This window comes from Yersinia intermedia, assembly GCF_900635455.1.
Taxonomy (GTDB): Bacteria; Pseudomonadota; Gammaproteobacteria; order Enterobacterales; family Enterobacteriaceae; genus Yersinia; species Yersinia intermedia.
In genome coordinates this window covers 3,323,138-3,347,910 of the sequence record NZ_LR134116.1, presented here as the reverse complement: position 1 = coordinate 3,347,910, position 24,773 = coordinate 3,323,138, and the positions used below count along the sequence as shown (strand labels likewise).

Below are 24,773 nucleotides of genomic sequence, written 5' to 3'. Positions count from 1 at the left end.
ATGTTCAACACAGACAAATACCGTTCAGTCACCTGGCTGAAGGGTGGAAGAGTGTACCCGCAACTTGACTGTTTCGGCATTGTGAATGAAATCCGATGCGATCTCGGGCTGCATGAATGGCCCGAGTTTTCAGGTGTCACTAAAGACGATGGCGGACTGAACAGAGAAGCGCGGAATCTGATGATTGATCTGCAACGGTGTGAGCCTTGTGCGGGTGCTGGGGTTGCCTGCTATTCGGGGAGTACGGTGACACATGTTGGCATTGTGGTCAGCCTGTCCGGTGAATTGTACGTTGCCGAGTGCAACCCTAAAAGTAATGTGACGTTCCTGCCGTTGGCGCGGTTCTGCCGTCGCTTTGTCAAAGTGGAGTTCTGGCAATGACCATCAGAATTTATCCCTCACGTCTACCAGGTGAGCCGCTGGAGACTCACGAACACAAACCCATGTCATTGCATCAATGGTTCAGTGTCAACGTAACGAACTACCAACATGATATGTGTCAGCCGGTTGCGGTTGAAGTCAACGGAAAACCGATATCGGTATCAGCGTGGCCACTTTGCTTTATCAGCCCGGAAAGTGACGTTCGGGTGTATCCGGTCCCTTACGGTACAGGTGCAGAATTTGCGTTATGGGCGGCAGTGGCGCTAGCGGTTGCATCGGCAGCTTATTCCATCTACATGATGAGCACGCTGGACACGCCGGGTAATGCTACAGGTTCCACGGGCGATCAGCTCAACTTGTCCCCCGCAAAAGCCAATAACGTGAAACTGGGCGACCCGATCCGTGAGGTGTTTGGTAAATACCGCGTGTATCCAGATTATATCGTGCAACCCACCTCGCGATTCGATTCCAATAACCCCGAGATCTACCGTACAGAGATGATGCTGTGTGTGGGTGTGGGCCATTATTCCATTCCCCAATCTACAATGCGGATTGGCTCTACACCGGTAGTCAGTTTTGGCGACGATGTGAGCTATACCCTTTACAGTCCAGGTGCCACCGTATCGAGTGACCCCCGGTCGCAAAACTGGTGGGCATCGACTGAGGTGGGGGGCACGTCCAGTGGTAGTGGACTGGATATGAATTCCACCGCGCCGGGCAGTATTTACGTTAATGCAGATGCCATCCTCTTTGCCGGTAACACTATCACCCTGATTGGTGTGAGTAATGAAAACGGTAGCGAGGACGCGGATGATCCTAGTGTGCCAGTCTCATGGATTGAGGGAACCGTTATCACGGTGATCGCCCCTGACAGCTACGCTGTCGGCAAAGTGGGTGGGTACAGTGTTATTTATGGCAACTTCACTGAGTTGGGTCCTGTAGTGGGTGATCCGGTTACGCTGACCTTCAACGATACCCGCTACAATCTGTTTATTGCTTCTTACACACCCGCAGTTGATCCGTTGCCTGGTGTCGGGGGCAATGCAGCCAGCATTACCGCCAGTGCAGCCCCTGCAACTTACGATTTCAGCGGATCCAGCTATACGTTCAGCATCACATGGAAAGGGAAAACGTATCCGGTCAGCCTTATCGCTAACTACATCAACATGGTCGGCCTGCTGGGTGCCATTACCAATGCTTTAACAGGTTCAGGCTGTGTCGCCGTAGAGCGTGAGGGCAGGGTTGTTATTCAGGAATCATCCAGTCCCTTTTCGGGTGGAAGCATTACGCATTCATTGCTGCCAGCACCGGTATTTGGCGATAGTCCGGTCAATGTGTCCGGTGTTGCGTCGAGCGGCGGCTCTGCGGGCGTAGATGCGCATATTACGTTGGCCTATAGTTCTGCAACAGGCACCGCATTCAGTGGTATCCCTGCTGGGATGCCGCGACTGTCGCTGATGTATGGGGTGGGGCAGTTCATCATTACCGGTGTTGATGACACAACAATCACTGTTAACCGGCTGAAAGTATCTGGCAGCGCAGATAGCAACTGGGCGGGATTTAATAGCCGAACGCTCCTTGATGCGTCGGTATCCGGTGAGAATGACGCTGAAAACTGGCTGGGGCCATTTCTGGCTTGCCCTGACGGGGAGAAAACAACGGTTATTGAGAATAACTTCTTGTTCCCTAATGGGCATATACAGTACAAGGCCAGCGGTGATTCCCAGCCACATACCGTCAGCATGGTGGTTCAATATCGCAATGTGGCAAGTGGCGGGGCGTGGTCGCAAGTCAGGTATGGCTTCACTAATCAAACGGTGAACGGCCATGGTTACACTCGACGTATCAGTGGACTGGCACCAGCCCAGTACGAGGTGAGAGTCCGGCGAACCACTAAAATAGGCGGATCACGAACTGTCAATAATGTGTACTGGCAGGCGCTGCGGTCGAGGCTGAGCAAATCTCCATCACGATATGCCAACGTGACGACACTAGCGCTGACTATTCGCACCGGTAACCGGCTGGCATCACAGTCAGATCGGCGGGTTAATATGGTAGCGACCCGGATGTATGACGGGTATGCCTCGCGCTCAATGAGCGGTGCAGTGATGCACGTTCTGACCAGTTTGGGCATGACAATGGAGCAGATAGATGTGGATGCCATCCATGCTCTGGAAAACAACTACTGGACACCTCGAGGGGAGACATTCGATTTCGCTACCAGCGATGACAGTACGTCTGCGCTGGATATTCTGCAAAAGATCACTAATGCGGGCATGAGTTATTTTCTGCTGTCTGAAGGATTGGCTTCCGTTGGCAGGGAGGGCGTGAAGAACTGGACCGGCATTATCAGCCCACAGGAAACTACAGAGCCGCTCCGTGTGGCCTTTTCGGCCCCGTCACGGGATGACTTTGATGGTGTGGATGTGACCTACGTCAACGGCACAAGCTGGACCGAAGAAACGGTACAATGCCGAACCCCTGACAACCCCACGCCGACTAAGATTGAGAGTTTTACACTGGATGGGGTTATCAGCGAAGACAGAGCTTATCGAATTGGCATGCGCCGACTGATGAAGTATCGACAGCAACGGCAGACATTCTCAACAAGTACTGAAATGGATGCGCTTTGCTACAACTACGGTGACCGCCTGGTGTTGACCGATGATACGCCTGGCAGCAAAACAATAAGTTGTCTCATCACTCACGCCTCGACTGATGGCGAGCAGATAACACTGAGTGTCAATGAGCCTCTCGACTGGAGCTTCACTCATCCACGTTGCTTAATTCGGCTTCAAAATGGATCAGCAACGGCATTACTCATCCCCTCGCGGATTGATGACTATACGCTTTCGTTACCCGAAAACAGTGAGATTTCGCCCGACGAATGGATTATGAACGACCCGAGCATCGAACCGCCACGGCTGATTTTTTGCTCATCAGAACGCGTGGGATACGATGCCATCGTTGCAGAAATATCACCGGGTAGCGATGGGACGTGCGAGGTGACAGCGAAAGAATACCGTTCAACTTTCTACGATTACGATGATGCCCATTACCCCGGCGACGTCGCCTAAATTTAACCCGCTTCGGCGGGTTTTTTCATTTCTGAGGCCCAAATGACCACATACAATACCGGTAACCCGCTGGGGTCTGCTGCTGCAAAAGATTTGTTCGATAATGCGCAGAATATGGATTTTGCTTTAAACGATATTACTCAGGCCATCTGGACTGACCGACGCGGGAAGAAAAGAAAGACATGGTATGGCTTCGAGCTGGAATCTACGGCTGCAATCAGTCAGTTTAAAAGTGATGCGCATGATGCGGTCGTTTCATTCGGACTTATTCCGTTAAAGTCTTTTCAGGCTGGAGCACCGTTGCCCGGTAATAAGCTCACTTTGGCAAATCAGGCGCTTCAGAATGAAACAGACGGGGAATATTACCGCTGGGATGGCGTACTCCCCAAGGCGGTGCCTCCAGGGTCAACACCTGAAAGTACAGGGGGCGTGGGAATTAATGCGTGGATTAGCGTAGGAGATGCTGCTCTTCGCTCAAATTTACGAAGCAATGCAGTTGGTATGGGGGCGGCGCTAGTTGGGACGGAGAACGGAGATACTGTTCAGCAGTCTTTGAGAAAATTAAATGAAAAATACGCAACAATAAAGAGAGATGATGGCTTTTATCTTTCAACTTTTACTGGTGCAAAAACTTTTAATATCCCCAGCGATTATCCTAACATGCAAGCTGCTGTTGACGATTTACATATACAAACAACTACACAAGGTAAATACATAATATTAAACCTTGAAGCAAACTATAAAGAAAAATATGGACTTAAAGTTCAACATGGTGATTTTTCAAGATTCTATATTAAATCCGCTACAGGGATAGTACAGGTTGCAGATGATTTTATAGGCGTAGTGGGCCTTGATGGCGGGACAACCATTACGTCAGGTACCGTCATCATGGCATATCATGCTCGCGGTCCTGTGTTGGGTTGTATTTTCGACGGACGACAAATCGCCCGGACTTTATACTTTGCTCTTGGTGGTTCATATGGATGGTCTGATAGATCGAGGAGTCCCACAGAGGAACTGCCAAATCAAATAAAAATATCAGGAGGGACAAACTTTAGGCATGCGACATTTGAGGCTCAAGAGGGTAGCGTTATTGTTTGCGAAAATGTAGTTGCCACAGGATGTCTTCTGAATAGCATATATTGCGAGCGGAACAGCACCATTCACGCCGAGTTTTCAGATGCATCTGGCAGTGGGCAGGCTGGGGTTATAGCAACTAGAGGATCAAGAGTTAACGCAGATACGATGAATGTTAGTAACTGTAAAATAGGGGTGTGGGCATCTAGAGGTGCAGTGATTTCAGCTTCGGATACAAAGGCAGATAACTGCTCAATTTATGGTTTCTATGCTGATATGGCTGCCACTATAAACGCGCACAACTCATCTGCATTAAATGCAGGAACAGGGATGCCATCTGACGTGGGAAATTTTGTAAATCCGGGGGCGTCATATCACGCTTACCGTGGTTCAAAGATTAATGCTACAACAGGTAAAGCGACAGGCAGCTTATATGGGGTGTCTGCAATTATTGATTCTGATGTTGCGGCATTTGGATTAGTTGCTAATCAGACAAAAATCATTGGTGTTACAGCAAGATACTCATCGAGAGTGTCAGTAGATAACTGCACAATGACAGGGATCATCGGTAAAGGAATACTGGCAGCAGACGGCGCAACCATCTCTGCTAATAGTGGAAATATTCAGGGAGGAATAACGGTAGCAGGAGCCAGCACTGGGGGCGAGGTTGTCGTGTCTCTCGGACAAGTTAAAGGTGGTGTTACAGGGTGTTATGCCGATACGGGCGGTAAGATAACAGCAACCGGAGCCACAGTAACTGGAAACTCATCTGTTGATATTAGAATTAATACGGGCGGTATCATTGTAGCCAATGGGGCTACGTATGGAACAGCTAACACAACAACTAATACTTTAACTACTTTTGGAATTATATTTTCCTAGTGTGGGATATCTAATTTAGGCGGGAAATGTGAAGATAACCGCCTAAATATTTAATATTTGTCGGCGGGTAGACTTGGCATAGGAATAAGTTCTCTCTGCCATGTAACGCCTTCCTTTAGTATTTTTGCAGGAATTCCAGCTGCAATGCAGTTAGGCTTTATTGGCTTGGTAACAACTGATTTTGCACCAACAATACTATTGTGCCCAACTGTCACGCCTTTGTTTATTGTTACTCCCTCACCTAACCAAACTGAATCTTCAACAACAATGTCTTTTGCAGGATTAATTCTATCGCCAGTTTCCAAGCTGATGATTGAATGCCAGTCTGTAGTTGAAAGTGATACATCTGAAATTAAGCAGTTTTTACCGATTGTAATTGACGCACCCTCCATAGCAGTCATCAACAGATGTCTATTGATGGCAGTTTTATCACCTATGGAAATAGTTGATCCAGAACCAACAAAGTATCTACCACGAATATATGAGAATTTACCGGCTGAGAAAATCGCATCACCTTGCTCAATATTTATTGAGAAATTGTTAAAGACACAACCTTCTTCAAAAATTAACTTTGAATTTTTACCCTTACCATAAGTTAAGGTAAATACTCCTGAAATTCTTGCGGGCCTTCCTACCACTTCATTTCCTGCAGCTACAAAATCTGCTAGCTGTTTTTCAAACACATCGTTCATCAAAAAACCTCAGAAGCTTGAAATCATAAATGATGGGTGATTATAGACGCGTTGTTTCTTTGCGTCGATTTCCTATTGAGTATTTTAGAAATATACTCTGCCACCTTCCCATTTCAGTAGTATCGTCGTAATTGCCCGGTCTATTCTTGCCTATAACGAGTGAAAACACTTTCAATTGTGCTACGTCGATTGTAATTCATAGACGGTGCTCATGGGTTCACCAGAAGATCGACAGTATACGGAGACGTGCAGAGTAGTTGACTTTTTTTTGCCTACATACTTCGCCTTGGGTACTTTTTCATTAAAATTAAGTTAGAGTATTATGCTTTATTATTTGTTTTTTCTGTTTTTTTTGAATTAAAAACCATTAAAATTTAAATAAACGATATGAAAATCTATATTTTTGGCTAAAAAATGCTCAAATATATTTTTTTTATAATATTGTTATCATTATGACATTCTGATTTTGAGTTAGCGTGCCTATCTGGTTTACATTTGCATATAACTGATTTTCATTACGGGGGGATTTAGCTACCCGTCATTATTGACTTTTAAAATTTCCCCTGGAGCGGAAGAATATAGAATGAAGAGTCTAAAGCTACTTACTCTTATGATGATGTTAATAGGGCATTCTGCTTTAGCGGACACAATTACCATTGGTAAAGGCAGTGGCATCGTGTGGGAGGGGATGCCATTTAGCGCCACCAATAGAGTCCCCACCACCACGTCCAGTTTCCCCAACCCAGATTTATATGCCTACGATAGTATATATATTAACCCCACGAGTTTATCGGTAAGTTCGTGTGTGTCGGACAGTTCGCTGACGACCATTGCTGGGTATAAAGTGTTCAAGATAGCCCCGGGGCTTGGGATAATTCCCCGGGCAACCGTCACGGCCGATTATGTGCTGGCGAACAACACGCCAGAGACGCTCAGTGGGACTATTGGGTTGCCGAGTACACAAGCCACGACGTCAAGTGGTGCGGTGATAACGAATCCACTTATGGGCCTCGCCTGGTGTTTAGCCCCCAGAATGTCCAACATCAGTAATTTCTATAAGGCCAGCACGTATATCAATGCGACAACGACAGGAACATGGGTGATTGTGGCTGACGGCACGCAAACTAGCCAGAGTAATATTTTATTATCTAATGTGAACTTCACCACGGTAGGGAATGGTTATAGGGATTTTAAAGCTATCTTTTCAAAGAGCACGACAATACGAGTTTCGACACTGGAGTGTATAGTCAGTACCCCCACTCAGATTGATTTTGGCACGGTCGCTATTAATCTCCAGAGCGGTGCTGAACTCAGTACCCGGACCAATTCATTGATAGCCCAGTGCACGCAAGACAGCTCGGCGGGTATTACGGCCAATATCAACGTGCAGTTCCGGGCACTCACTGGCCTGTACGGAGGTACGCCAAGCCGCCTGGCGCTCAGTCAGGGCGGTGGCTATATTACCGGCGAGATTAATAATGGTGTCACCGGCAGTGGTAGTTGCAGTGCAACCACCGGGCTGCCCTTTGATAACACCCAGCTAAAAGTGGGTAACATCACCAGTACACAAGCAAGCCAGACCACCAGTAATCAGGTAACGTGGCGTTTATGCTCGGGGGGCAGTTCGCTTCCGACTGGGTCAGTAGATGCTGCTGCAGAAATGTTGGTGACGTTTAACTGAGTGTAATATGGAAGGTCGGTTTACTTACTCAATATGAATAAATGCACTCAGTGGAGCGGCTGGTTTTATTAAGCTAACTCGGCCTGATATCTGATGTAATCTCCCAAAGTATAAAATACAAAACCGGGCTTAATGGCCCGGCCTGTTCTTTTCCGCTATTGAGTGAAAACGATGATAGTTGTGCTAAATTTGGTGAAATTGAGATAGGAGCGGCTATGAGCACAAAAGATTCAGACGCGCTATATAACGAAATGTGCCGAGTAGTGGGGAAGGTGGTGCTTGAGATGCGTGATCTTGGTCAGGAGCCAAAGCATGCTGTTATTGTGGGAGTGTTGAGGACATCATTAGCTAATAAAAAGATAAAGCGTTCAGAGACTACAGAAGAGGCGATGAGGGCTGTGGTGGAAGCGCTGGCTAGGAAGTAATAAAACCCGGCTGCGGGGCCGGGTTAGGGGGGCGAAGTATTAATTGAATGATTTCACAAAATAGTTTTTTCTGTGTAACCCAAGGTTATCATTATTAATATCAGTAACTTCAACAACAAGAGATAACTTCTTACCAACCTTGTGTTTTTTCTGTATATTTTCCAGCATATCTACAGGGAATGATGCTCGTATCTTTTCACCATCTACTTCAATTTCAAGCTTGCCATATTTTGATAGTGAAGCTAGCTCACCAACAATAGTTTCTATGACCGGAGAGGAAATAGTTGTGGCAGCTAGGCGGTCACTTAGCATTTTTATCTTTGTGGAATTAACAGAAACCTTACGATTTCCATCACTAAATGGGCCAATCCATGATAAATCAAAATCAATATGATTTTTATCGCACTCTTCTACGATTTTTTTCAAACTTTGGGCCGAGTTGAATCCAATTTCTGCGACCTGATTCATCATTGTAGTAGCGTCAACTGCATCCAGTAAGTTAATGATTTCTTTAATTGCTTTACTAGATACGGTTTCAACTAGTTCACATTGCCCCGTTGAAAATGTAAGTCCAAGCCTAGTGGATCCAGGAGAAAGCTCAGCAAGTCGCATATTTAATGAGCTTTTTATACTATAAGGAACTTTATGTGAATCCCTGCCTGAAGATAGTTTGTGCGTTGCTCGCTGAACCATTGCAGCTAAATTGCTAGTGATTATGCCCATAATTTCAAGTGGCACAGTTCCTAGGTCAACGATTGAACCTTTTAATCGCAATTCCATGAAATCAAGTAGTGGATGACGAATGTCCAACGCGCGTTGCTCTGCTTGGAGGTCGCTCATATAAGCATCCATGTTATTTAACATGATGCGATCTGCAAATGTCATATCCTTGGCAGATGATATCGAGTCGAGTTTATTTTGAACGAACTTAATACGTTTCTTTAGTGAAATCATATCTTTATTATCGTTCATAGTGACAACCTCGCCACCCCTTTAGGGGTATCCTCTCTATCATGGCAAAACACACCACGCCAATGCATTCTATCTTCATCATAATCACTTCGTGGGCAATTTTTATACAACAAAAGAAGGTCAATATGATAGTTATTCTTAATGTACTTCCTGTTGAGTATGCACTCTATTTGCGGATGGAACATTACTGGAATAAGATTCAGTTGGTCGAAATCAATAACTAACAATATATCAATATCGTCAGGCTCGGGCTTTTCCGTTGTGAATGAACCATCTACCCATAGCTCTAAAAAACATTTAAATTGCTGGTTTAAACTCCTAACATCACTCATGAGCTGTATGTAATTACAGTATAGCATACTCCTTCTGGCGGATTTCGGGAATGCATCAACACATAGCGTCTTGATTTCAGCATCATTCAAATCATGAAATCCGGGAGGAAGGAGGGGAGGGAAGCAAAGCTTTTCCATCCTAAATCCTTATTTTTATGCTAGGAAATTATAAATTAACATTTTCGCGTCGATGTAAATCTAACAAAATCACCCACCCCTCTATGGGCTAGCTGAGGTAGTAAGTCATATCACCAATTTTTATCCCATTGCCCAGTAAGGCTATGGTGATAGCTACTACTGCGGAAATAGTTATAACAGTAGCCAAGACTAAGATTCCAGGAACTACATACTCTTTCATCTATCTTCCTTGCCTATCTACAGGCTAGTCGTTAGCTACCTAGTCAACAAATCAAACACCAGAAAGCCAAACGACACAACTGCAACAATGATGGCAGCAGCCGATAAGGTACTATTAATTTTCATATTGCCCCATAGGTTGACTGACCCCTTTTAGTGCCACGGAGCTTTAATTTCCCTTAAGCATCATAGATCAAATAAGTTGTAGCACAAATACTGGGGATATATCAGGGAGATAATGGCCGGTAGGTCACCAGCCTGGCGGGAGTAGTTTAAGGCTGAAACCAATCATCAGCACTTTCCCACGTATCCTTCAAAATCTCTTCGACTGTACCCTCATCCTCGCTGGCCCCACCCAGTACTGTTAACCCATCGGCACCTGCAAACCTGACTTTCACGTCAACATCGCTAAATTTACGACTGAGACGATTCGTTAGCTCTTCAGTAAGTGCGTTGGTGTAGCCAGCCGGAAAACTCTTCGCGTTCAGCTTATCTATCGTTACTTCGACACGCAGCATAAATCCCTCTCAAGATTTAACTTTTATTTAACTGTGTTTGCATGGGTCTTCCCCGATCATAGTGGGTTCACGGATATGTTTTGATCGACCCTGTCTTTTTCAGTTAAGTTATTAGTCCAACTTTTGCTGGAGAAGAATAATGATCGTAAGGACATGGCATGGATGTGTACCGCTTGAACATGCTGAGGATTTCGCTGCACATCTTGATTTAACTGGTGTGAGACATTCTCAGGGGATCGAGGGTAACAAAGGTGCTTTTGTAAAAAGAGTTACCCAAGGAAGCTGGGAACATTTTTTCCTTGCAACATATTGGGAAGATATTGAGGCGGTTAAAGCTTTTGCGGGTAACGACTACCATGTAGCTGTCACCTACCGCGACGATGATAAATTTTGCTTATTGTCGGATCCATATGTTTTTCAGCATGAAGTAGAAGTTATTCATCCACTTTGAGTAAATTAATAAGCAGCCTAGTTTTGGTTGCTTATTCCGCTCGTTCAATACCTCATATCCAACTTTCCATAGTGGAACAGCACTCCCAGTTTGAACCGTTTTTTATTCCTGAAGCCTCTTGATTTGATCCTGATTAGCCGTATTTTACTGTTTAGAGACTCCGCATTGCCGTTCGATACTCGGTTTTTCATTGCATTCAGGATGTCGTAAAGGCGCTTTGCCACCACAACAGGGGAAGACCCGTTTGTATATAGCAATAAATTTCATGGTTGCTGAACCGACTTCCTTGATAGATGAACCTACCGTGGGTCGGTTCAATTTAAAATTAATTTATGTTATATATCAAATAAATAAGTCCGTGAACCGACTGAACCTACCGAACCGACCACTTTCTGGTTATATATAGAGAAATTTTATTTGCGATTATGAATCCATAATCAACTATTAAATTGGTGGTCAAATAACAACCATTAAAATGAAGTGCGATGATATGAAATCATTCTGATAGCAAATACCGTCTTTCACGATTCTTGGTAATTTATTTGTACAGGTTTGGGGAAGGAAAATTATTTGGGGGTATCATTGGGGGTATCTCGAAAATCGAACTTGGTAAATGTATTTATTTAACAGTATGTTATGCGTTTAATCCCACTCCTGTAGGGGCCTATATTTACCCCCTAATTATCAGCAACCTTTTTTAAAAGTGCCAGATTAGTGACATTAATCCCCATTACCTCGTCAATTTTACGCGCATGCTCAGTTACCCAGCGAAACTATCTGTTACTCCTTCAGCTTTACCGATCCGTACGGTATCACCATGACCGGTTGCGCGACAGAATCTGTTAAAGGGGGGCAAATAACCGTGAAATCCGCTGCAAACCCAAGCTTTACTAGGACTTTGACAGTTAATGGATATTTGCCTATTGGACAGGAAAACTCTGTTGCCGCGACTGCAATTTATAGAGTAGATAGCGACAACGTTGGGACGCTAAGAGTTACATTTATTGGTGGCGACTTATCCCGCGACTCGACAAAAGCTAATAATACTGTCCCCATTGTTTCTGGTACTAACGCAAAAGTAGTAATTATCAATGCCGGAGGAGAGGACTGGACTACAACCAGCAGCGGTGTTTTTACTCGTTTAGCTTGAGTAAGGCCCGAAAGGGCCTTTTTTATTTGCAATCTCTGTCCGTGAAAGAGACTACAAGATCTCCTTTGTTAAAATATGTTTTGTATAAACCAGCATCTGTGACTAACTGCATATTACATATCGTCGAAATTATTTCATTTTGACGTGGAGGGGATGGCTGATCTTTACCAGAATATATTTCAGTCATTTTCACAATTCCCCACGCGAGTGGGCCATCAAAATAAGATGGAATAATTTGCTTCAATAGTGGGAATTTTTGTATAGCTTTATCAGCTGCCGCTGAGTAAGGAGAGTTTCCGTCTATAGTTATTGTTTTTACTTCTTTGTTACCAACTTTATTGATGTCATTCGTTATACCGTTGATAATTCTATCTGTGAGCCTATCTTGTGATTTCATTGCATTTGAAAATGTAGCCATATATGAGAAAGAAATAACAATAATAATACAGTAAATGGAATTAAGTTTACTTTGATGCCTTTTTGAAATGAATGATATTAAAGCAAACATTAAAGAAATAGCAAAACCAAACCCTATAAAGACTCGAGGGCCGGTAGGCATTCCCTTTAGGGCTAACCCCGGCCCAGGGATGCACAGCATCATTACTCCAATGCTTAAGATGATAAGCATTAATTTCACGGCTTTATTTGCCAGATTACCCTCTGACTTGTACACCTTTATGATAAGAACCATAAGCCCGAAAAGTGAAAGTAAAAATACAAACAGAAACACTTTTGCAATAAAACCTGCAAAGAAAGATCGTAATATATTTACTGTAATTAAAATATTGCCTTTTAACTCATCCACGTTGCCAATAATTTGGTTGTATCCGTTAGCATAATCACTGGTTACAAATATCGGAATGATTATTTTCAAATAGAATAGATATCCCACAGCCATTCCAGCAGTAGCAACAATAGATTCTAAAATGGTTTTGTAAGAATCCTCTTCTTTTTTGATGGAGAAAATAACATGAAAACATACTACTGCAACAAAAACGCTGAGTGATGCTTGATACAAACATAGAGAAGAAAATACACAAATGGCAGAATATGCAAATAACTTTATCTTTCCAGACTTCATAAAGAATAGAGGAATAGCACTAATTGCCACAGACAGCGACATGGAAAGCGAATCGAAACGAAACGCGAAGTTCTGGATGAAAAATGGGCTAAGAAATATTGGTGTAAAAACAAGCCATCCATATCTATGATCAGGATTAAGATATCTGTGCATTAAATAGCATAAGCTTGTCATTATCAGCATAGATATAATTTGAGGGAAAGGCGATATATCAGTGGCAGGAGCACCTAGATCTAATGTCTTAAATATAAAATCAGAAAGCGGCCTGCCATCAATTCCCCATGAGAAATATCCATAAACAGACCTTCCAATATCATCATAATATGAGCTGTTAGTAAGCAGTATTGGAAGGATGTAAATAATGCCAATTACCCATAGAGGTATCATTGGTTTATAATTAATTTTACTTAACACTTTTTGTCCCTTTCAATAGGTATTTTGGTCTTTGCTTTGTCTCTACATATATTCTACCTATGTACTCACCTAGCACCCCAATACCGATAAGCTGTATGCCACCCAAAAATAATATAGAGACTAAAAGTGACGGGTAGCCTGGAACAGGATTCCCCCAAATAAGCTTATCGACAACCATCCATGCTGCGTATAGAAAAGCAAAGGCAGACACGCCAAGACCTATATATGTCCATATGCGAAGTGGGAATGTTGAGAAGCTAGTTATTCCCTCAAGTGCGAGATTCCATAGTTTCCACCCATTAAATTTAGATTCGCCTGCGCAGCGTTCGGCGCGAGAATATTCAACAACCTCCGTCCGGCCTCCAACCCACGACAAGATACCTTTCATGAATAGGTTGCGTTCTGGAAGTTGTTTAATGTTCTCAACTGTTTCACGCGACATCAAGCGGAAGTCACCCACATTTTCTTCAATTTTCGGCGTGCTGATTTTGTTGTGTAGCTTATAAAACATTTCGGCAGACTTTCTCTTTAAATGCCCATCAGTTGAGCGATCAGTGCGTTTAGCTAATACCATATCCGCACCATCTCTCCACTTCTCAATGAGAAGCTGGATGACTTCAATTGGATCTTGTAAATCAACATCAATAGGGATGATAGCATCGCCAGTGGCATGGTTTAGTCCAGCAAATAGAGCAGGCTCTTTGCCGAAGTTACGGGTAAAACTTAATGGTTTAACTAATTTATCTGAAATAGCTAGCGCATTAATAATATTTTCAGTTGAATCTTTGCTGCCATCATTGATGAACACAATCTCAACTTCATACTCTTTTAGAGGATCGTATTCACGAACGGCTTTATAAAAAATAGGTATCGCATCCTCTTCATTGAAGACAGGAACAACTAACGATATTTTCAATTTTGTTCACTCCGGAAAACGATATATTTAGAATAGAAAAATCCGCAAACTAGACTGATAGCTGAGAATGCTACTAGGGTAAAAATTGGTGGTAGCCCACGCGATTCGGAAGCCCAGCCGGTAGCAGAGCTAAGTGCCCCCATAAACCCGATGTAAAGCATATATCTAATGGTCGTGGTTTGGGCCTTGAATGTGAAGCGAGCATTTGCGAAGAAAGAAAAAGTTACGGCCACACAGAACGCAGTGAAGTTGCTTAACACTTGGTCGTCCCTTACGCCGTAGAAAATGATAGCAAAAACCATCCAGTGAATGGCCGTATTTACAACACCCACAGATATGTATCTGGAAAAGAGCTTAAGCATTTGTCAATAAGAGTGATTTTAAGTGATTGCTGAGTTTAGCACTTGAGAGGCTCCTGATCAGCTATTGATAACATGTTGTCCTATAAGCGCGGGAATGATAGGTGGGGAAGGATGCCTATTGAGGTAGGATGGGGTAATGGGGCAAAAATGGGACGCTGAGTATAATTGACTGTAATCATGTTTAACCAAGTTTGCGCAAGTTGGGACGTGTGATCGACGGCTGGCGCGGTATCTAGTTGATTTTAAAGGTAGATCTAGGAGTTTCTAAGCCATAGGTCACAGGTTTGAATCCTGTTGTTTCCATAAAAATTAATTAGTTACCATCTATTCACCCCCTAATTATCAGCAACCTTTTTTAAAAGTGCCAGATTAGTGACATTAATCCCCATTACTTCGTCAATTTTACGCGCATGCTCAGTTAGGTGGTTTGGCGACAAGTGAGCATATCGACGGACCATTTCGATGCTTTCCCATCCTCCCATTTCCTGAAGTGCTGATAGTGGGACCCCAGCTTGAACTAACCAACTTGCCCAAGTGTGCCGCAAATCGTAAAAACGGAAATCAGTGATTCCTGAGCGCTTTAATCCAGTTCTCCATGCTGTATTATCATCGACACGCATTTTCCTAACCTCATCGGTTTTTGTTCCATCCGACCGGTGCCATGCCGAGGTGTGGACAAACACATATCTTGAGTGTCGGCCTATCTGTTCACGTAATACCTTGCATGACATATCGTTCAGAGCTACGCCAATTGCCTTGCCCGTTTTAGCGTTCTCTGGCATACAATTGATTAAGGTTACAGCCTCATCTTTTGTCAGCCATCGTAGCCCATACACTGAATGACGCCAGGAGGCTGTTTCGCGAAAAGGTGAAATACGCCTACGACAAGTTGCCCGATGAAATCAAAGCAACCAATCCGGCAAGTAATGATTCAGCGGGTGAGTTGGTATTTAACAAAGGCGGCTCGCTCTACATCAGCACTTCATTCCGTGGCGGCACACTGCGTTATCTGCATGTTTCTGAGTTCGGCAAGATATGCGCCAAGTATCCCGATAAGGCACGTGAGATAGTCACTGGGTCGTTTGAGGCAGTAGCATGTCTGTAGCACTTGATAGCCTCAAAGGAACGCAGGATAGGCTTGTGGCTAAAACAGGCTTCAATGAACTGGGGCGTTTTCTAAACCTTGCCAAGTTACGAGCACAGATTCCGTCAGCAGCGGGGCAGATTGTGTTTGTCGCTTCATCTTATAGCACTACAGTAATACAGAAACATACCGCAGGTGGGTTCTTTGAGTCTTTTGATAATACCTCTGCGCTACCAGATGATGGCGGCATTGTCATTAAGCCAGCAACAGGATAGTTAGCCTGGAAGCGCATTAATTTTCACGGCTTATGACATGCAGTTCTGGGGGGTAAGGCTGATGGAATAACTGACAACGCAGAAGCTATTACAAGAGCTACTGACTGTGCGCGTGCAACTCGAATAATTATTGAAGCTCCTGCGGGAGATATTCACAATAGTGAGATGGTGCCATTATATAACAACATGGGTATAAGGGGTCATGGAAAGGCGGAAAGTACAGTATTTTACAAAACAACTAATAATGTTTTTAACTACAAGAAGAATGGAAAACTGTACTTCCTGTAGATGCTCTGGCTGGGTTTGTTCCAAATAATTGGGATCTTAGAGATTCAAGTATGGATAGTTTCACAGCGCACGTAACTTTAACTGGGTGTATGTTCAGGAGGTACAGTCTTACCGCAGATAACGTTGATTCAATACGTCCACATTATGGTCTTTTTTTTGGTAAGGCCGCAGCTCCTGTCGTTCGTCAATGTGCTTTTGACTGTGCCTATATAGGATGCATGTCATATGTTCTATTTTCTGGTGTAATGGAAATGCTTGGCTTCCCGCGATATGTAGGAAAAGGATATTGTGGCGTTCTTTTTGAGGATTATAGGGCGGGGCTGGTTAGGGTGATAGGAACTTCAATGGATATGAGGTTAGTTCAAGTCAGTGGTTATCAGATTGTTTTTCAACTATCAGGAATGCAATATACCACAATGACAAATTGCACAGCTGAAAACTGCACTCCAATGCAGGGAGAAACTACCTGTTGGGCATTTAGTTTTACAAACCCATACTCAATAGTAATAAATACATGTGCAACGGAGTTTAATAAAGGTGGGCAGCTTAGAGCTACTATTCAAGGTGACCCATCATTCAGGCCTTCTCTAGTCGTTAATACATTCCAAACAATTGATCAGCAGAATTCAGTAGTTTTAACTCCCATGATAAGTATAGATAATGGGGTTGTTGAAATGAGCGTAGTATTTATTGGCGGTGACTGGGCGAAACAAAACCTTTCTAACCTAGCTTCTCCGTCAGCTAGTGGTAATGGATTAAAAGTTAGAATGATAGGAGTTAATGGCTCTCAAAAGTCAACATGGACAATTACTAACCTTGCTGACGTACAAGAGCTTTAAACAAACGTAAGTTAAGTGGTTTGACATTGCCGATGAATAAAATTAACCTTCACGGAAATGTCAAACACCGAGACGGATTAATGTCAAAGAAATCATTTATAATTGAAAGTCTTACGTCGCTTAGGTTTTTTGCTGCGTTAGGCGTTTTTCTACACCACCTTGGCTTGCTTGGGACATCAAACATACCAGAAGTGCAATTTGCGGCAAGATATTTTTTTAACGGTTACACTGGTGTTACTTTCTTTTATATTCTATCTGGATTTATAATAAACTATAGTTTTAAGCGGCATATTGAAAGTGGCAGGTTCGACTATAAGGACTTTATTGTATTCAGAGTCTGTAGGCTATTTCCTGTTCATTTGTTAGCGCTATTTCTAGTTCTTAGTCTATTTGGTTACTTTGTTAACTTTGACGCTGTTAATAAGTTATCACTTGTATCAAATATTTTCTTGGTTAATTCATTTATACCTGATACAGCATATTATTTTTCATTTAATCCGGTGTCATGGAGCATATCATGTGAGGTGTTCTTTTATATGGCATTCTGTTTCCTTGTAGGTTTTAGCACAAGTCGATTGTTTATTTTACTTTTGGTTATCCAAGCTTTTAATGTTTATTATATTTTCAACCCTCCTGAGATTGTTTCTGGGCATTGGCTATTTTATGTGAATCCATTATTCAGGATATGCGACTTTATTATTGGTATTCTTTTGTGCAGACTTTTCTTACATAGTGAATTTTTACCTGGCAAAAAATTAGGAACAGTAATGGAAATTTCTTCATTGCTATTTGTTGCGCTAACTATGTACATTTCAACTAATTACATCAGTGATATGAATATTCGTTATGATTTCTTATTTATACCATGCATGGCATTTTTAGTAATGGCGTTTTCTTTCAATTCAGGGGTGTTGTCAAATTTGCTATCTAACAAGCTATTGATTCTTCTCGGAGAGGCTTCATTTTCATTTTACATGCTTCACTGGATGGTTATTGCAAAACTAACTGAGGTTATGAATCCATCAGCTAATAATGTAAGAGAATTATTTTTCTATATAATAGTAGCATTCTGTATTTCACTTTTTTCATCAATAATTATATTTAAATGTTACGAAAAACCAATAAATGCATTCATTCGAAATGCATGGATTAAATATCGTTATCGAGGTAGGGCTAAATCAGAAGCTTTATCACATCAAGTAAGTAAGAACTAGCACCATAACCAGTTATTGATCACATTGTATCCGATATGAGGTGATCGTTCCTGACATTGATTGGCTGGCAGCACCGGAGTGATTTGGAGAGTTTGGCAAGGATGCCTATGGGGGGCGTAATGGGGCAGAAATGGAACGTTGAGTATGATTGACATGTAATCATGTTTAACCAAGTTTGAGCAAGTTGGGACGCGTGATCGACGGCTGGCGCGGTATCTAGTTGGTTTTAAAAGCAGATCTAGGAACTTCCGACATTACTAACTGAGTGTTGTATCTAATCTTGGGGCAGGGTCAGAGTAGCCTGAGCTTTCCCTTATAGACCTGAATAACAGGGGTTTTGCATCATGAAACAATTTTGGTCCGCTAACTTGTTTGTATTTGCTGTATCCGGGGCCGCACTTCTTTGTGGCCTTGGTTTATTCTGGGGGGGCAATCGGGAAATAGCTCATTGGGTTTGGATCGGTGGCTCTGCTCCGGCGTTGGCTCTGTTACTCTATGACACATTGCGAGCACTTGTCAGGCGTGAGGCAGGTGTCGACATGCTGGCTTTAATTTCCATCAGCGGTGCCATTGCTCTTGACGAATACCTTACGGGAGCGGTGATTGCAGTCATGTTAGCCAGTGGCAGAGCCCTGGAGAGTTTTGCGCAGCGTCGTGCCGGGCGAGAAATGTCAGCTTTGCTGGCAAAGGCTCCCAGAACAGCCAACCGGTTTGAGAATGGCGGGTTTGTTCAGATCCTGCTGGAACAAGTGATTCAGGGCGACCGACTTCTGGTGCGCAGTGGAGATACCGTTCCCGTTGATGGCCGTTTATCCTCTGCACTAGCTGTTTTGGATGAATCCATGCTGAGTGGTGAGTCTACACCGGTTGAACGCCGAGAGGGTGATGCTCTGCGCAGTGGCGTATTAAATGCCGGAGCTCCTTTTGAAATGCTTGCGACGGCCAAAGCGGACGAAAGTACCTTCGCCGGTATTATCCGACTTGTTTCTGCAGCTCAAAGCTCCAAGGCACCCGCATCCCGCTTGGCAGACCGCTATGCGTTGTGGTTTGTCCCCCTGTCGCTGGCAGTGGCTGGAGCCGCCTGGTTTTTGAGCGATGATCCGGTGCGTGCGTTGGCGGTGCTCGTGGTAGCAACACCTTGTCCTCTCATCCTCTCTGTCCCGATCGCCATTGTGTCGGGTATGTCGATATGTGCGAAGCGTGGTGTTCTGATCAAGGGCGGTGGTGCTTTGGAGCAACTCGCACAGGCCAGAATATTATTTTTTGACAAGACAGGAACATTAACTGGCGGACGGGCGCGTCTGGTTTCGATCAAAACCAGTAGCAGTGTCAACCCTAATAGCGTGCTGGTTGTCGCGGCATCGATGGATCAGATGTCCGGGCACGTGATTGCTAGCGCAGTAGTCGACGCCGCGCGCGAACGTGGCCTGTCCTTGTCGCTCCCTACAGCAGTTCAGGAGCAAGGGGGATCTGGCCTCAGCGGTATACTCGATGGGAAACAGGTTGCAATCGGCTCTTACGAGTTCGTCTCTGCGCGTGCATCATCCCCCGAATGGGCGTATGCGTTTCTGCAGGAGGTCGCCGAAGACGGCGGTGCAGCGGTATTTGTGGCACTGGATGGAGAAATCGCCGGAGCTCTGCATCTGGCGGACCAGATCCGGGTTGAAACTCCACGCGCTTTGCGTTTGCTGCGTAGGGCTGGAATCAAGCGCATAGTAATGCTCACTGGCGATAATCAGCAAATCGCCGACACTATTGGTGCAGCAGTGGGTGTCGACGAGGTACAAGCTGAGCAGACCCCTGCGGGAAAACAAGTCGCAATCGAGTCGGGCCGTTCCTTGGGGATCACTATGATGGTTGGTGATGGCGTGAATGATGCACCAGCTCTGGCTGCAGCCGATGTGGGTGTCTCCATGGGGGTTCGCGGAGCGGCGGCATCGTCCGAGGCTGCAGATGTCGTGCTTTTGGTGGATCGGCTTGACCGCCTTGCTGAAGCGCTCCATACGGCACGTCTGACACGTTTAATCGCATTACAAAGTGTTATTGCCGGAATGGGGATGTCTGCAGTCGCGATGCTGATTGCAGCATTCGGCTATCTTCCGCCGCTCTACGGCGCATTGCTACAGGAAGTGATTGACGTTGCAGTTATTTTGAACGCGTTACGCGCGCTTAATATTGCGCCACTGCGCGTCAGCCGTCACACTTTATCTGCAACCCAATTACAGACTCTACGGGATGATCACTTGGCTCTCGCTCCAGTGCTAGAGTACCTGACTTATTTCACAACAGAACTGAGTATGATAGCACCAGCCCAAGTCAGACAAGCTGCGGTGGAATTGGATGTAATGTTACAAGAAAAGTTATTTCCTCATGAACGATCCGATGACACCGATGTGTATCCGGTTCTTGCCGAGCTCTTGGGGGGAGACGATCCTATGGCGGCTATGAGTCGTACTCACAGAGAAATCTTTGAGTTGGGCCGACGACTAAAGCGTATCATCAAGGCAATACCGCCGGATAGGAGCCCGAAAGCGGAGACAATAACTGAATTGCAGCGCGTTTTATACGGTTTGGATGCCATTTTGCGCTTGCACTTTGCTCAGGAGGAGGAAATTTATCAAAATCTTGAATGAGTAAGTGAAGTTCCTAATCTTACTCCAGTTCGGAGTGTGGGTCGTCACGCAATTTCTTGGCTTACAGTAAGCATACGGTAAGGGTGGCACTAAAGTGAAGACTTAGGGCGTGAGCCAGATACCAACATAAAAACAGTATATTACTCGACGTGCGTTTAATGATCTCGCCTGAGAGAAGTATGCGTTCCCGGAACTACTGGCGAAGATACCTTTCATGTGGGAATTTCAACGCATTTCAAAGCGTTCTACATGAAAATCATTATCATTTAATCCCATTGCAGTGAACTCACTACGTAACGCTTTAGCAAATCCCGAAGGACCGCAGAACCATACACTGGTACTGGAAATATCCTGAACAACATGCGGGACACTTTTTGGTGATAGCCCCACTAACCTGCTGGCAGGATGACGACAGCATAATATGCTCCAGCCAAATAAATAATAGGAAACACTTTATGCACACTCCGTATCGGCGGGGCTTACGTCACAAACTGATCGGCGGTGATGCTCTTTGTGTTATGCAATATCGCCCTGATCGCCTTGGCTATTAGTGGTACGCCCGTTACCGAAATCCGCAAAAAAGAAAATTAAGGCATTCTGGTACTGAAAGCCAACACCAAATCACATCAAAGATAAACACTCGGCAAATGTAGGTTGTTCACGCCCCGTTCTCGCAGTAATTGAGCAAAGTGCTCGACATCTATTTTTTCAGCTGTCGGCCAGTGTGAGGCATCCCCTGTCACACCGTGGGTTTGAAAGGCATTAATCTTAATTCTCACCGTGTCGGGGAGCGTGATTAAAAATGCTGATAATTCATCAATATGCGCCAGATAGTCCGTGTGTTCTGGAATATACAATAGCCGCACTTCGTACAGTTTATTCGCGGTTGCTAATAACCGGATGCTGTCGATAACCCGTTGGTTATCGCGACCCGTTAAGATGAGTGCACGTTGCGGACGCCACGCTTTTAAATCAATCATCATGCCATCTGCATAAGGCAAAACTTTGTGCCAACCGGTTTCAGAGAGATAGCCATTGCTGTCGATGAAACAGGTTAAATGGCATAGGTCTGTAGACTGTTTTATTGCAGAAAAAAGCGCGCTAATAAACGGTAATTGCAGCGTCGCTTCACCACCGCTGATCGTGATACCGTTTAAAAAAGCCACATAATGGCGGATTATCGCCAGCACAGTATCAACGCTGTAATGCAGTGTCATCGGGCTGGCGTTTTTAGTACAGGTTTGTAAGCATGTATCACACTGCTGACAGTACTCTTTTGCCCACACAACCTTGCCATCATCAGAGAATGACAATGCCCCGTGGGGACAGGTGACAACACAGTCCCCACAATCATCGCACAACCGCATGGTATAGGGGTTGTGGCAATTCTGGCACCACAAATTACACCCTTGTAAAAAGAGCACTAACCGGTTGCCGGGGCCGTCCACACAGGAAAACGGTAGGATTTTATTTATCGTAGCGCATCGATTGTTCACGACTGATAACCCGTGGCTGACGACCCAAAATATTGCAGTTTGCGGCGGCTTCATCCCCTAACCATGTGGTGTTAATCCGTGAACCCGCTTCTTTGAATTTCTGAATATCTGACAAACGCACCATATATCCCGTTACGCGCACTAAATCGTTACTCGCGACGTTCGCTGTAAATTCGCGCATGCCTTGGCTAAATGCACCCTTGCACAATTGCAGCATCGCCAGCGGATTCTGTTTGATAGTTTCGTCTACGGTAAGAATGTCACTGATCCCGGAGGTGTAATAACGGTGATGCGGTGCCACCGCCATAATATGTGAAACAGGATCCGGCTCTTCGCCATAAGGAAGGCGCACGCCCGGCGTAGTATCTTTGTCTGAACTAATGCCCGATTGGGCATGTAACATGGCGCGGTGATTTAAGCCGTATTTCACGGGCGTGCTTATCACATAGTCATCCAACTGCGCACTGATCTGATACGCCAACGCTAGCGCCGGTGATCCCGGTTCATAACTCGCCTCAATGCCGTCTTTTTCCATTAGAATATTCACCGCTTCGGCCATGCCATAAATACCAAACATCGGGGCGAAACGTTCGGGTTTGATCAGCCCTTCTTGCACGAGAAAACTGGTTTGGAAGAACTGAGAATCTTCATACAAAAATTCGGTTCTGCGCTCAATGAGTTCCATTTGGATCCCACAGTATTTAGGTAGCTGGTGTGATAGAAAATCATCCGCGCATTCACTGCGTAGTGCCACTTCGCGTAAATTAATGCGCGATAACGTACTGCCACCACCCGCTATCGGCAATGAGTTATAACAACTCACCACGCCGTAACCGATATCATCAAATGCCGCTGAATGAACAATATCATTCGCAATATGTGGTTTGCTGCATTCGCAGATGTTTTCTATTACCTGTAAAAATAAGGATCCCGGCGTGCGCTCAGGGTGATACATAAAGGTCAGGTTAGGAGCAACCTGTTTCAATTCGGCATCGATGCGTAAAATCAGGCGGCAGATAATATTGTCATCAGGCCCAATGTTGGCGTGCATAAAGGCATCGGGCAAAGTTCTGTCGAGCATGATCCAAAAACGTTTTAATTTCTGATAAAGCTGCTCTTCGCTGTAACCTTCGGTATACGGCATCAATAAACGGTCGAGATACCCCAAGAAGACCGGTAAGCCCGTCACTGATGGTACGTGGTGATACAGGATTGTCAGTTGATTGAGTGCATCATCGAAATCTTCGGCGGGCGCTAACTCCAGATAGGCAGAGCCTTGCTGCAAGAAACGGGCATAATCAGGCAGAACATAACGCGGTTTGTACGGCGCATGGCCTTCGTACATATCACAAATTACGCGCTCGCTGAGCGCTTTTTCGGTTTCGGCGCTGAGAGAGAGATACGGAATGCTGTTTTCCGCTTCAAGCGCCAAAAAATTCGCTTTCTGTTTTGGCGACAGTAAAGTGTCTGTGGCTATCGCCAAATAACGCTCCTGCGACGCGGTTAATTCAGAGTTACGTTTCATCATAATAAAAATCCTATCAGGGCGTTATTCGCGCGTTATTGCGCCAAAAAGAAGCTGGCGAGTGCTGCACTCATTAAATTAGATAGGGTAATCGTACGTTGTGTTTTGATGGGTTGATTAAAATCAAGCAGAGTCGCAACAATGCCAACAAGAGCGATAATTTGTTATGTTGATCGTTTTGACGAGTCGGTATAGTTCATTTGTTTATCCTCTGTCGTGTGTACAAAGGAAGGGGGGAACGTGACGGCTTTTAACGTCTGAATCATCATTTAGTGATTGTCACTCAATTGGTCGTTTGTGTGACAACGCGGTTATTGCTGATCGTAGACAAATCAGGGATTCCGGCGTGGAACCCCTTATACTGAAACTGAATACCCAAGAATAAACGTGGGTGGTTTAACGATTCTGGTACTTAATCACCAGAATCGGTAGGGCGAACAGTAACGTCAGTAGGTTCGCCAGGCTGACGGCCATATTGCTGATCAACACACCATAAATCAGCCATAGCAGCAAACCCGCGACGAACATGCCGTACATCAGCAAAGAGATGCCCTGGGTATTGCGGGTTGAGATCACCTTGATGGCCTGCGGCAGAAAAGAGAGCGTTGTCAGGCTGGCCGCTAGGTAGCCGATAAGCGAAATCCACTCCAT

General features: G+C 44.6%; 22 protein-coding genes and 3 pseudogenes. 12 read left to right on the top strand and 13 right to left on the bottom strand.

All coding sequences use genetic code 11. The annotated features are described in order from the left end of the window. Genes EL015_RS15370 through EL015_RS15360 form a run of 3 tightly spaced genes read left to right on the top strand, consistent with a single transcriptional unit; the run spans nt 1 to nt 5,417 of the window. Nucleotides 1–381, top strand: a complete 381-nt coding sequence (locus EL015_RS15370) for a hypothetical protein (protein ID WP_032905671.1) — start codon at nt 1–3, stop codon at nt 379–381. Continuing rightward, nucleotides 378–3,458 carry a host specificity factor TipJ family phage tail protein gene (locus tag EL015_RS15365; protein WP_032905673.1) on the top strand — a complete coding sequence of 1,027 codons (3,081 nt, stop codon included), beginning with the start codon at nt 378–380 and terminating at the stop codon, nt 3,456–3,458. The genes EL015_RS15370 and EL015_RS15365 overlap by 4 nt, the downstream gene beginning before the upstream one ends. A 42-nt stretch (nt 3,459–3,500) precedes the next feature. Further along, nucleotides 3,501–5,417, top strand: a complete 1,917-nt coding sequence (locus EL015_RS15360; protein ID WP_005182544.1) for a tail fiber/spike domain-containing protein — start codon at nt 3,501–3,503, stop codon at nt 5,415–5,417. A 50-nt stretch (nt 5,418–5,467) separates the two neighbouring features. On the opposite strand, the gene EL015_RS15355 is transcribed toward EL015_RS15360, so the two are convergent. Then, nucleotides 5,468–6,109, bottom strand: a complete 642-nt coding sequence (locus EL015_RS15355) for an acyltransferase (RefSeq protein WP_050413728.1) — start codon at nt 6,107–6,109, stop codon at nt 5,468–5,470. 844 nt (nt 6,110–6,953) lie between these two features. On the opposite strand from EL015_RS15355, the gene EL015_RS15350 reads away from it, so the two are divergent. Together EL015_RS15350 and fumD are read left to right on the top strand one after the other, a co-directional pair. After that, a complete protein-coding gene (locus tag EL015_RS15350) occupies nt 6,954–7,790 on the top strand; it encodes an adhesin (protein ID WP_241971661.1) in 837 nt (278 codons plus the stop codon). A 215-nt stretch (nt 7,791–8,005) separates the two neighbouring features. Beyond that, nucleotides 8,006–8,215, top strand: coding sequence for a fumarate hydratase FumD (gene fumD / locus EL015_RS15345; RefSeq protein WP_032905675.1), 210 nt, complete (start codon nt 8,006–8,008; stop codon nt 8,213–8,215). A 39-nt stretch (nt 8,216–8,254) separates the two neighbouring features. Here fumD and EL015_RS15340 read toward each other — a convergent pair whose 3' ends face one another. The 4 genes from EL015_RS15340 to EL015_RS15330 form a co-directional block, all read right to left on the bottom strand. Then, nucleotides 8,255–9,187 carry a hypothetical protein gene (locus EL015_RS15340; protein ID WP_005182549.1) on the bottom strand — a complete coding sequence of 311 codons (933 nt, stop codon included), beginning with the start codon at nt 9,185–9,187 and terminating at the stop codon, nt 8,255–8,257. Continuing rightward, the gene (locus tag EL015_RS15335) at nt 9,184–9,657 is read right to left on the bottom strand and encodes a DUF6932 family protein (RefSeq protein WP_032905676.1); all 474 of its coding nucleotides are present in this window, start codon (nt 9,655–9,657) and stop codon (nt 9,184–9,186) included. The genes EL015_RS15340 and EL015_RS15335 overlap by 4 nt, the downstream gene beginning before the upstream one ends. Before the next feature lie 88 nt (nt 9,658–9,745). Further along, entirely contained in the window at nt 9,746–9,877 is a 132-nt protein-coding gene (locus tag EL015_RS22050) for a hypothetical protein (RefSeq protein WP_269057139.1), read from the bottom strand. Between the two features lie 271 nt (nt 9,878–10,148). Continuing rightward, nucleotides 10,149–10,391 (bottom strand): DinI-like family protein, encoded by a 243-nt coding sequence (locus EL015_RS15330; protein ID WP_032905751.1) that lies wholly within the window; start codon nt 10,389–10,391, stop codon nt 10,149–10,151. 142 nt (nt 10,392–10,533) lie between these two features. On the opposite strand from EL015_RS15330, the gene EL015_RS15325 reads away from it, so the two are divergent. After that, nucleotides 10,534–10,845: a hypothetical protein gene (locus EL015_RS15325; protein WP_032905681.1), complete on the top strand. Its 312-nt coding sequence runs from the start codon at nt 10,534–10,536 to the stop codon at nt 10,843–10,845. Between the two features lie 44 nt (nt 10,846–10,889). Here EL015_RS15325 and EL015_RS15320 read toward each other — a convergent pair. Further along, nucleotides 10,890–11,069 (bottom strand): annotated as a pseudogene (locus EL015_RS15320) (transposase); the annotation flags it as partial. Nucleotides 11,070–11,662: 593 nt separating this feature from the next. Here EL015_RS15320 and EL015_RS15315 point away from each other — a divergent pair. Beyond that, the gene (locus EL015_RS15315; RefSeq protein WP_032905685.1) at nt 11,663–11,995 is read left to right on the top strand and encodes a hypothetical protein; all 333 of its coding nucleotides are present in this window, start codon (nt 11,663–11,665) and stop codon (nt 11,993–11,995) included. A gap of 22 nt (nt 11,996–12,017) precedes the next feature. On the opposite strand, the gene EL015_RS15310 is transcribed toward EL015_RS15315, so the two are convergent. From EL015_RS15310 to EL015_RS15295, 4 genes and pseudogenes are all read right to left on the bottom strand, one after another. Beyond that, nucleotides 12,018–13,490, bottom strand: coding sequence for a glucosyltransferase domain-containing protein (locus EL015_RS15310; protein WP_126286794.1), 1,473 nt, complete (start codon nt 13,488–13,490; stop codon nt 12,018–12,020). Continuing rightward, complete coding sequence (locus EL015_RS15305) at nt 13,480–14,406, bottom strand: glycosyltransferase family 2 protein (RefSeq protein ID WP_005182556.1); 927 nt, start codon at nt 14,404–14,406, stop codon at nt 13,480–13,482. The genes EL015_RS15310 and EL015_RS15305 overlap by 11 nt, the downstream gene beginning before the upstream one ends. Then, nucleotides 14,403–14,768: a GtrA family protein gene (locus tag EL015_RS15300; RefSeq protein ID WP_032905686.1), complete on the bottom strand. Its 366-nt coding sequence runs from the start codon at nt 14,766–14,768 to the stop codon at nt 14,403–14,405. Before EL015_RS15300 ends, EL015_RS15305 begins: the two co-directional genes overlap by 4 nt. A 335-nt stretch (nt 14,769–15,103) precedes the next feature. Beyond that, nucleotides 15,104–15,595 (bottom strand): annotated as a pseudogene (locus tag EL015_RS15295) (site-specific integrase); the annotation flags it as partial. Here EL015_RS15295 and EL015_RS15290 point away from each other — a divergent pair. The 5 genes and pseudogenes from EL015_RS15290 to EL015_RS15270 all read left to right on the top strand — a co-directional run. Continuing rightward, nucleotides 15,586–15,864: pseudogene (locus tag EL015_RS15290) on the top strand (terminase); the annotation flags it as partial. The pseudogenes EL015_RS15295 and EL015_RS15290 overlap by 10 nt on opposite strands. After that, complete coding sequence (locus EL015_RS15285) at nt 15,864–16,127, top strand: hypothetical protein (RefSeq protein ID WP_050413729.1); 264 nt, start codon at nt 15,864–15,866, stop codon at nt 16,125–16,127. The pseudogene EL015_RS15290 and the gene EL015_RS15285, both read left to right, overlap by 1 nt. A gap of 506 nt (nt 16,128–16,633) precedes the next feature. Then, entirely contained in the window at nt 16,634–17,254 is a 621-nt protein-coding gene (locus EL015_RS15280) for a hypothetical protein (protein ID WP_126286793.1), read from the top strand. 80 nt (nt 17,255–17,334) lie between these two features. Then, a complete protein-coding gene (locus EL015_RS15275; protein WP_032905688.1) occupies nt 17,335–18,468 on the top strand; it encodes an acyltransferase family protein in 1,134 nt (377 codons plus the stop codon). A 344-nt stretch (nt 18,469–18,812) separates the two neighbouring features. Beyond that, a complete protein-coding gene (locus tag EL015_RS15270; RefSeq protein WP_005182566.1) occupies nt 18,813–21,101 on the top strand; it encodes a heavy metal translocating P-type ATPase in 2,289 nt (762 codons plus the stop codon). Nucleotides 21,102–21,727: 626 nt separating this feature from the next. On the opposite strand, the gene EL015_RS15265 is transcribed toward EL015_RS15270, so the two are convergent. The 3 genes from EL015_RS15265 to EL015_RS15255 all read right to left on the bottom strand — a co-directional run bounded on the left by EL015_RS15265 (nt 21,728) and on the right by EL015_RS15255 (nt 24,773). Next, a complete protein-coding gene (locus EL015_RS15265) occupies nt 21,728–22,597 on the bottom strand; it encodes a YjjW family glycine radical enzyme activase (protein WP_032905690.1) in 870 nt (289 codons plus the stop codon). After that, complete coding sequence (locus EL015_RS15260; protein WP_032905755.1) at nt 22,569–24,122, bottom strand: YjjI family glycine radical enzyme; 1,554 nt, start codon at nt 24,120–24,122, stop codon at nt 22,569–22,571. Before EL015_RS15260 ends, EL015_RS15265 begins: the two co-directional genes overlap by 29 nt. Nucleotides 24,123–24,518: 396 nt before the next feature. After that, on the bottom strand, nt 24,519–24,773 hold the full coding sequence (locus tag EL015_RS15255) for a SemiSWEET transporter (protein WP_005182570.1): 255 nt from the start codon (nt 24,771–24,773) through the stop codon (nt 24,519–24,521).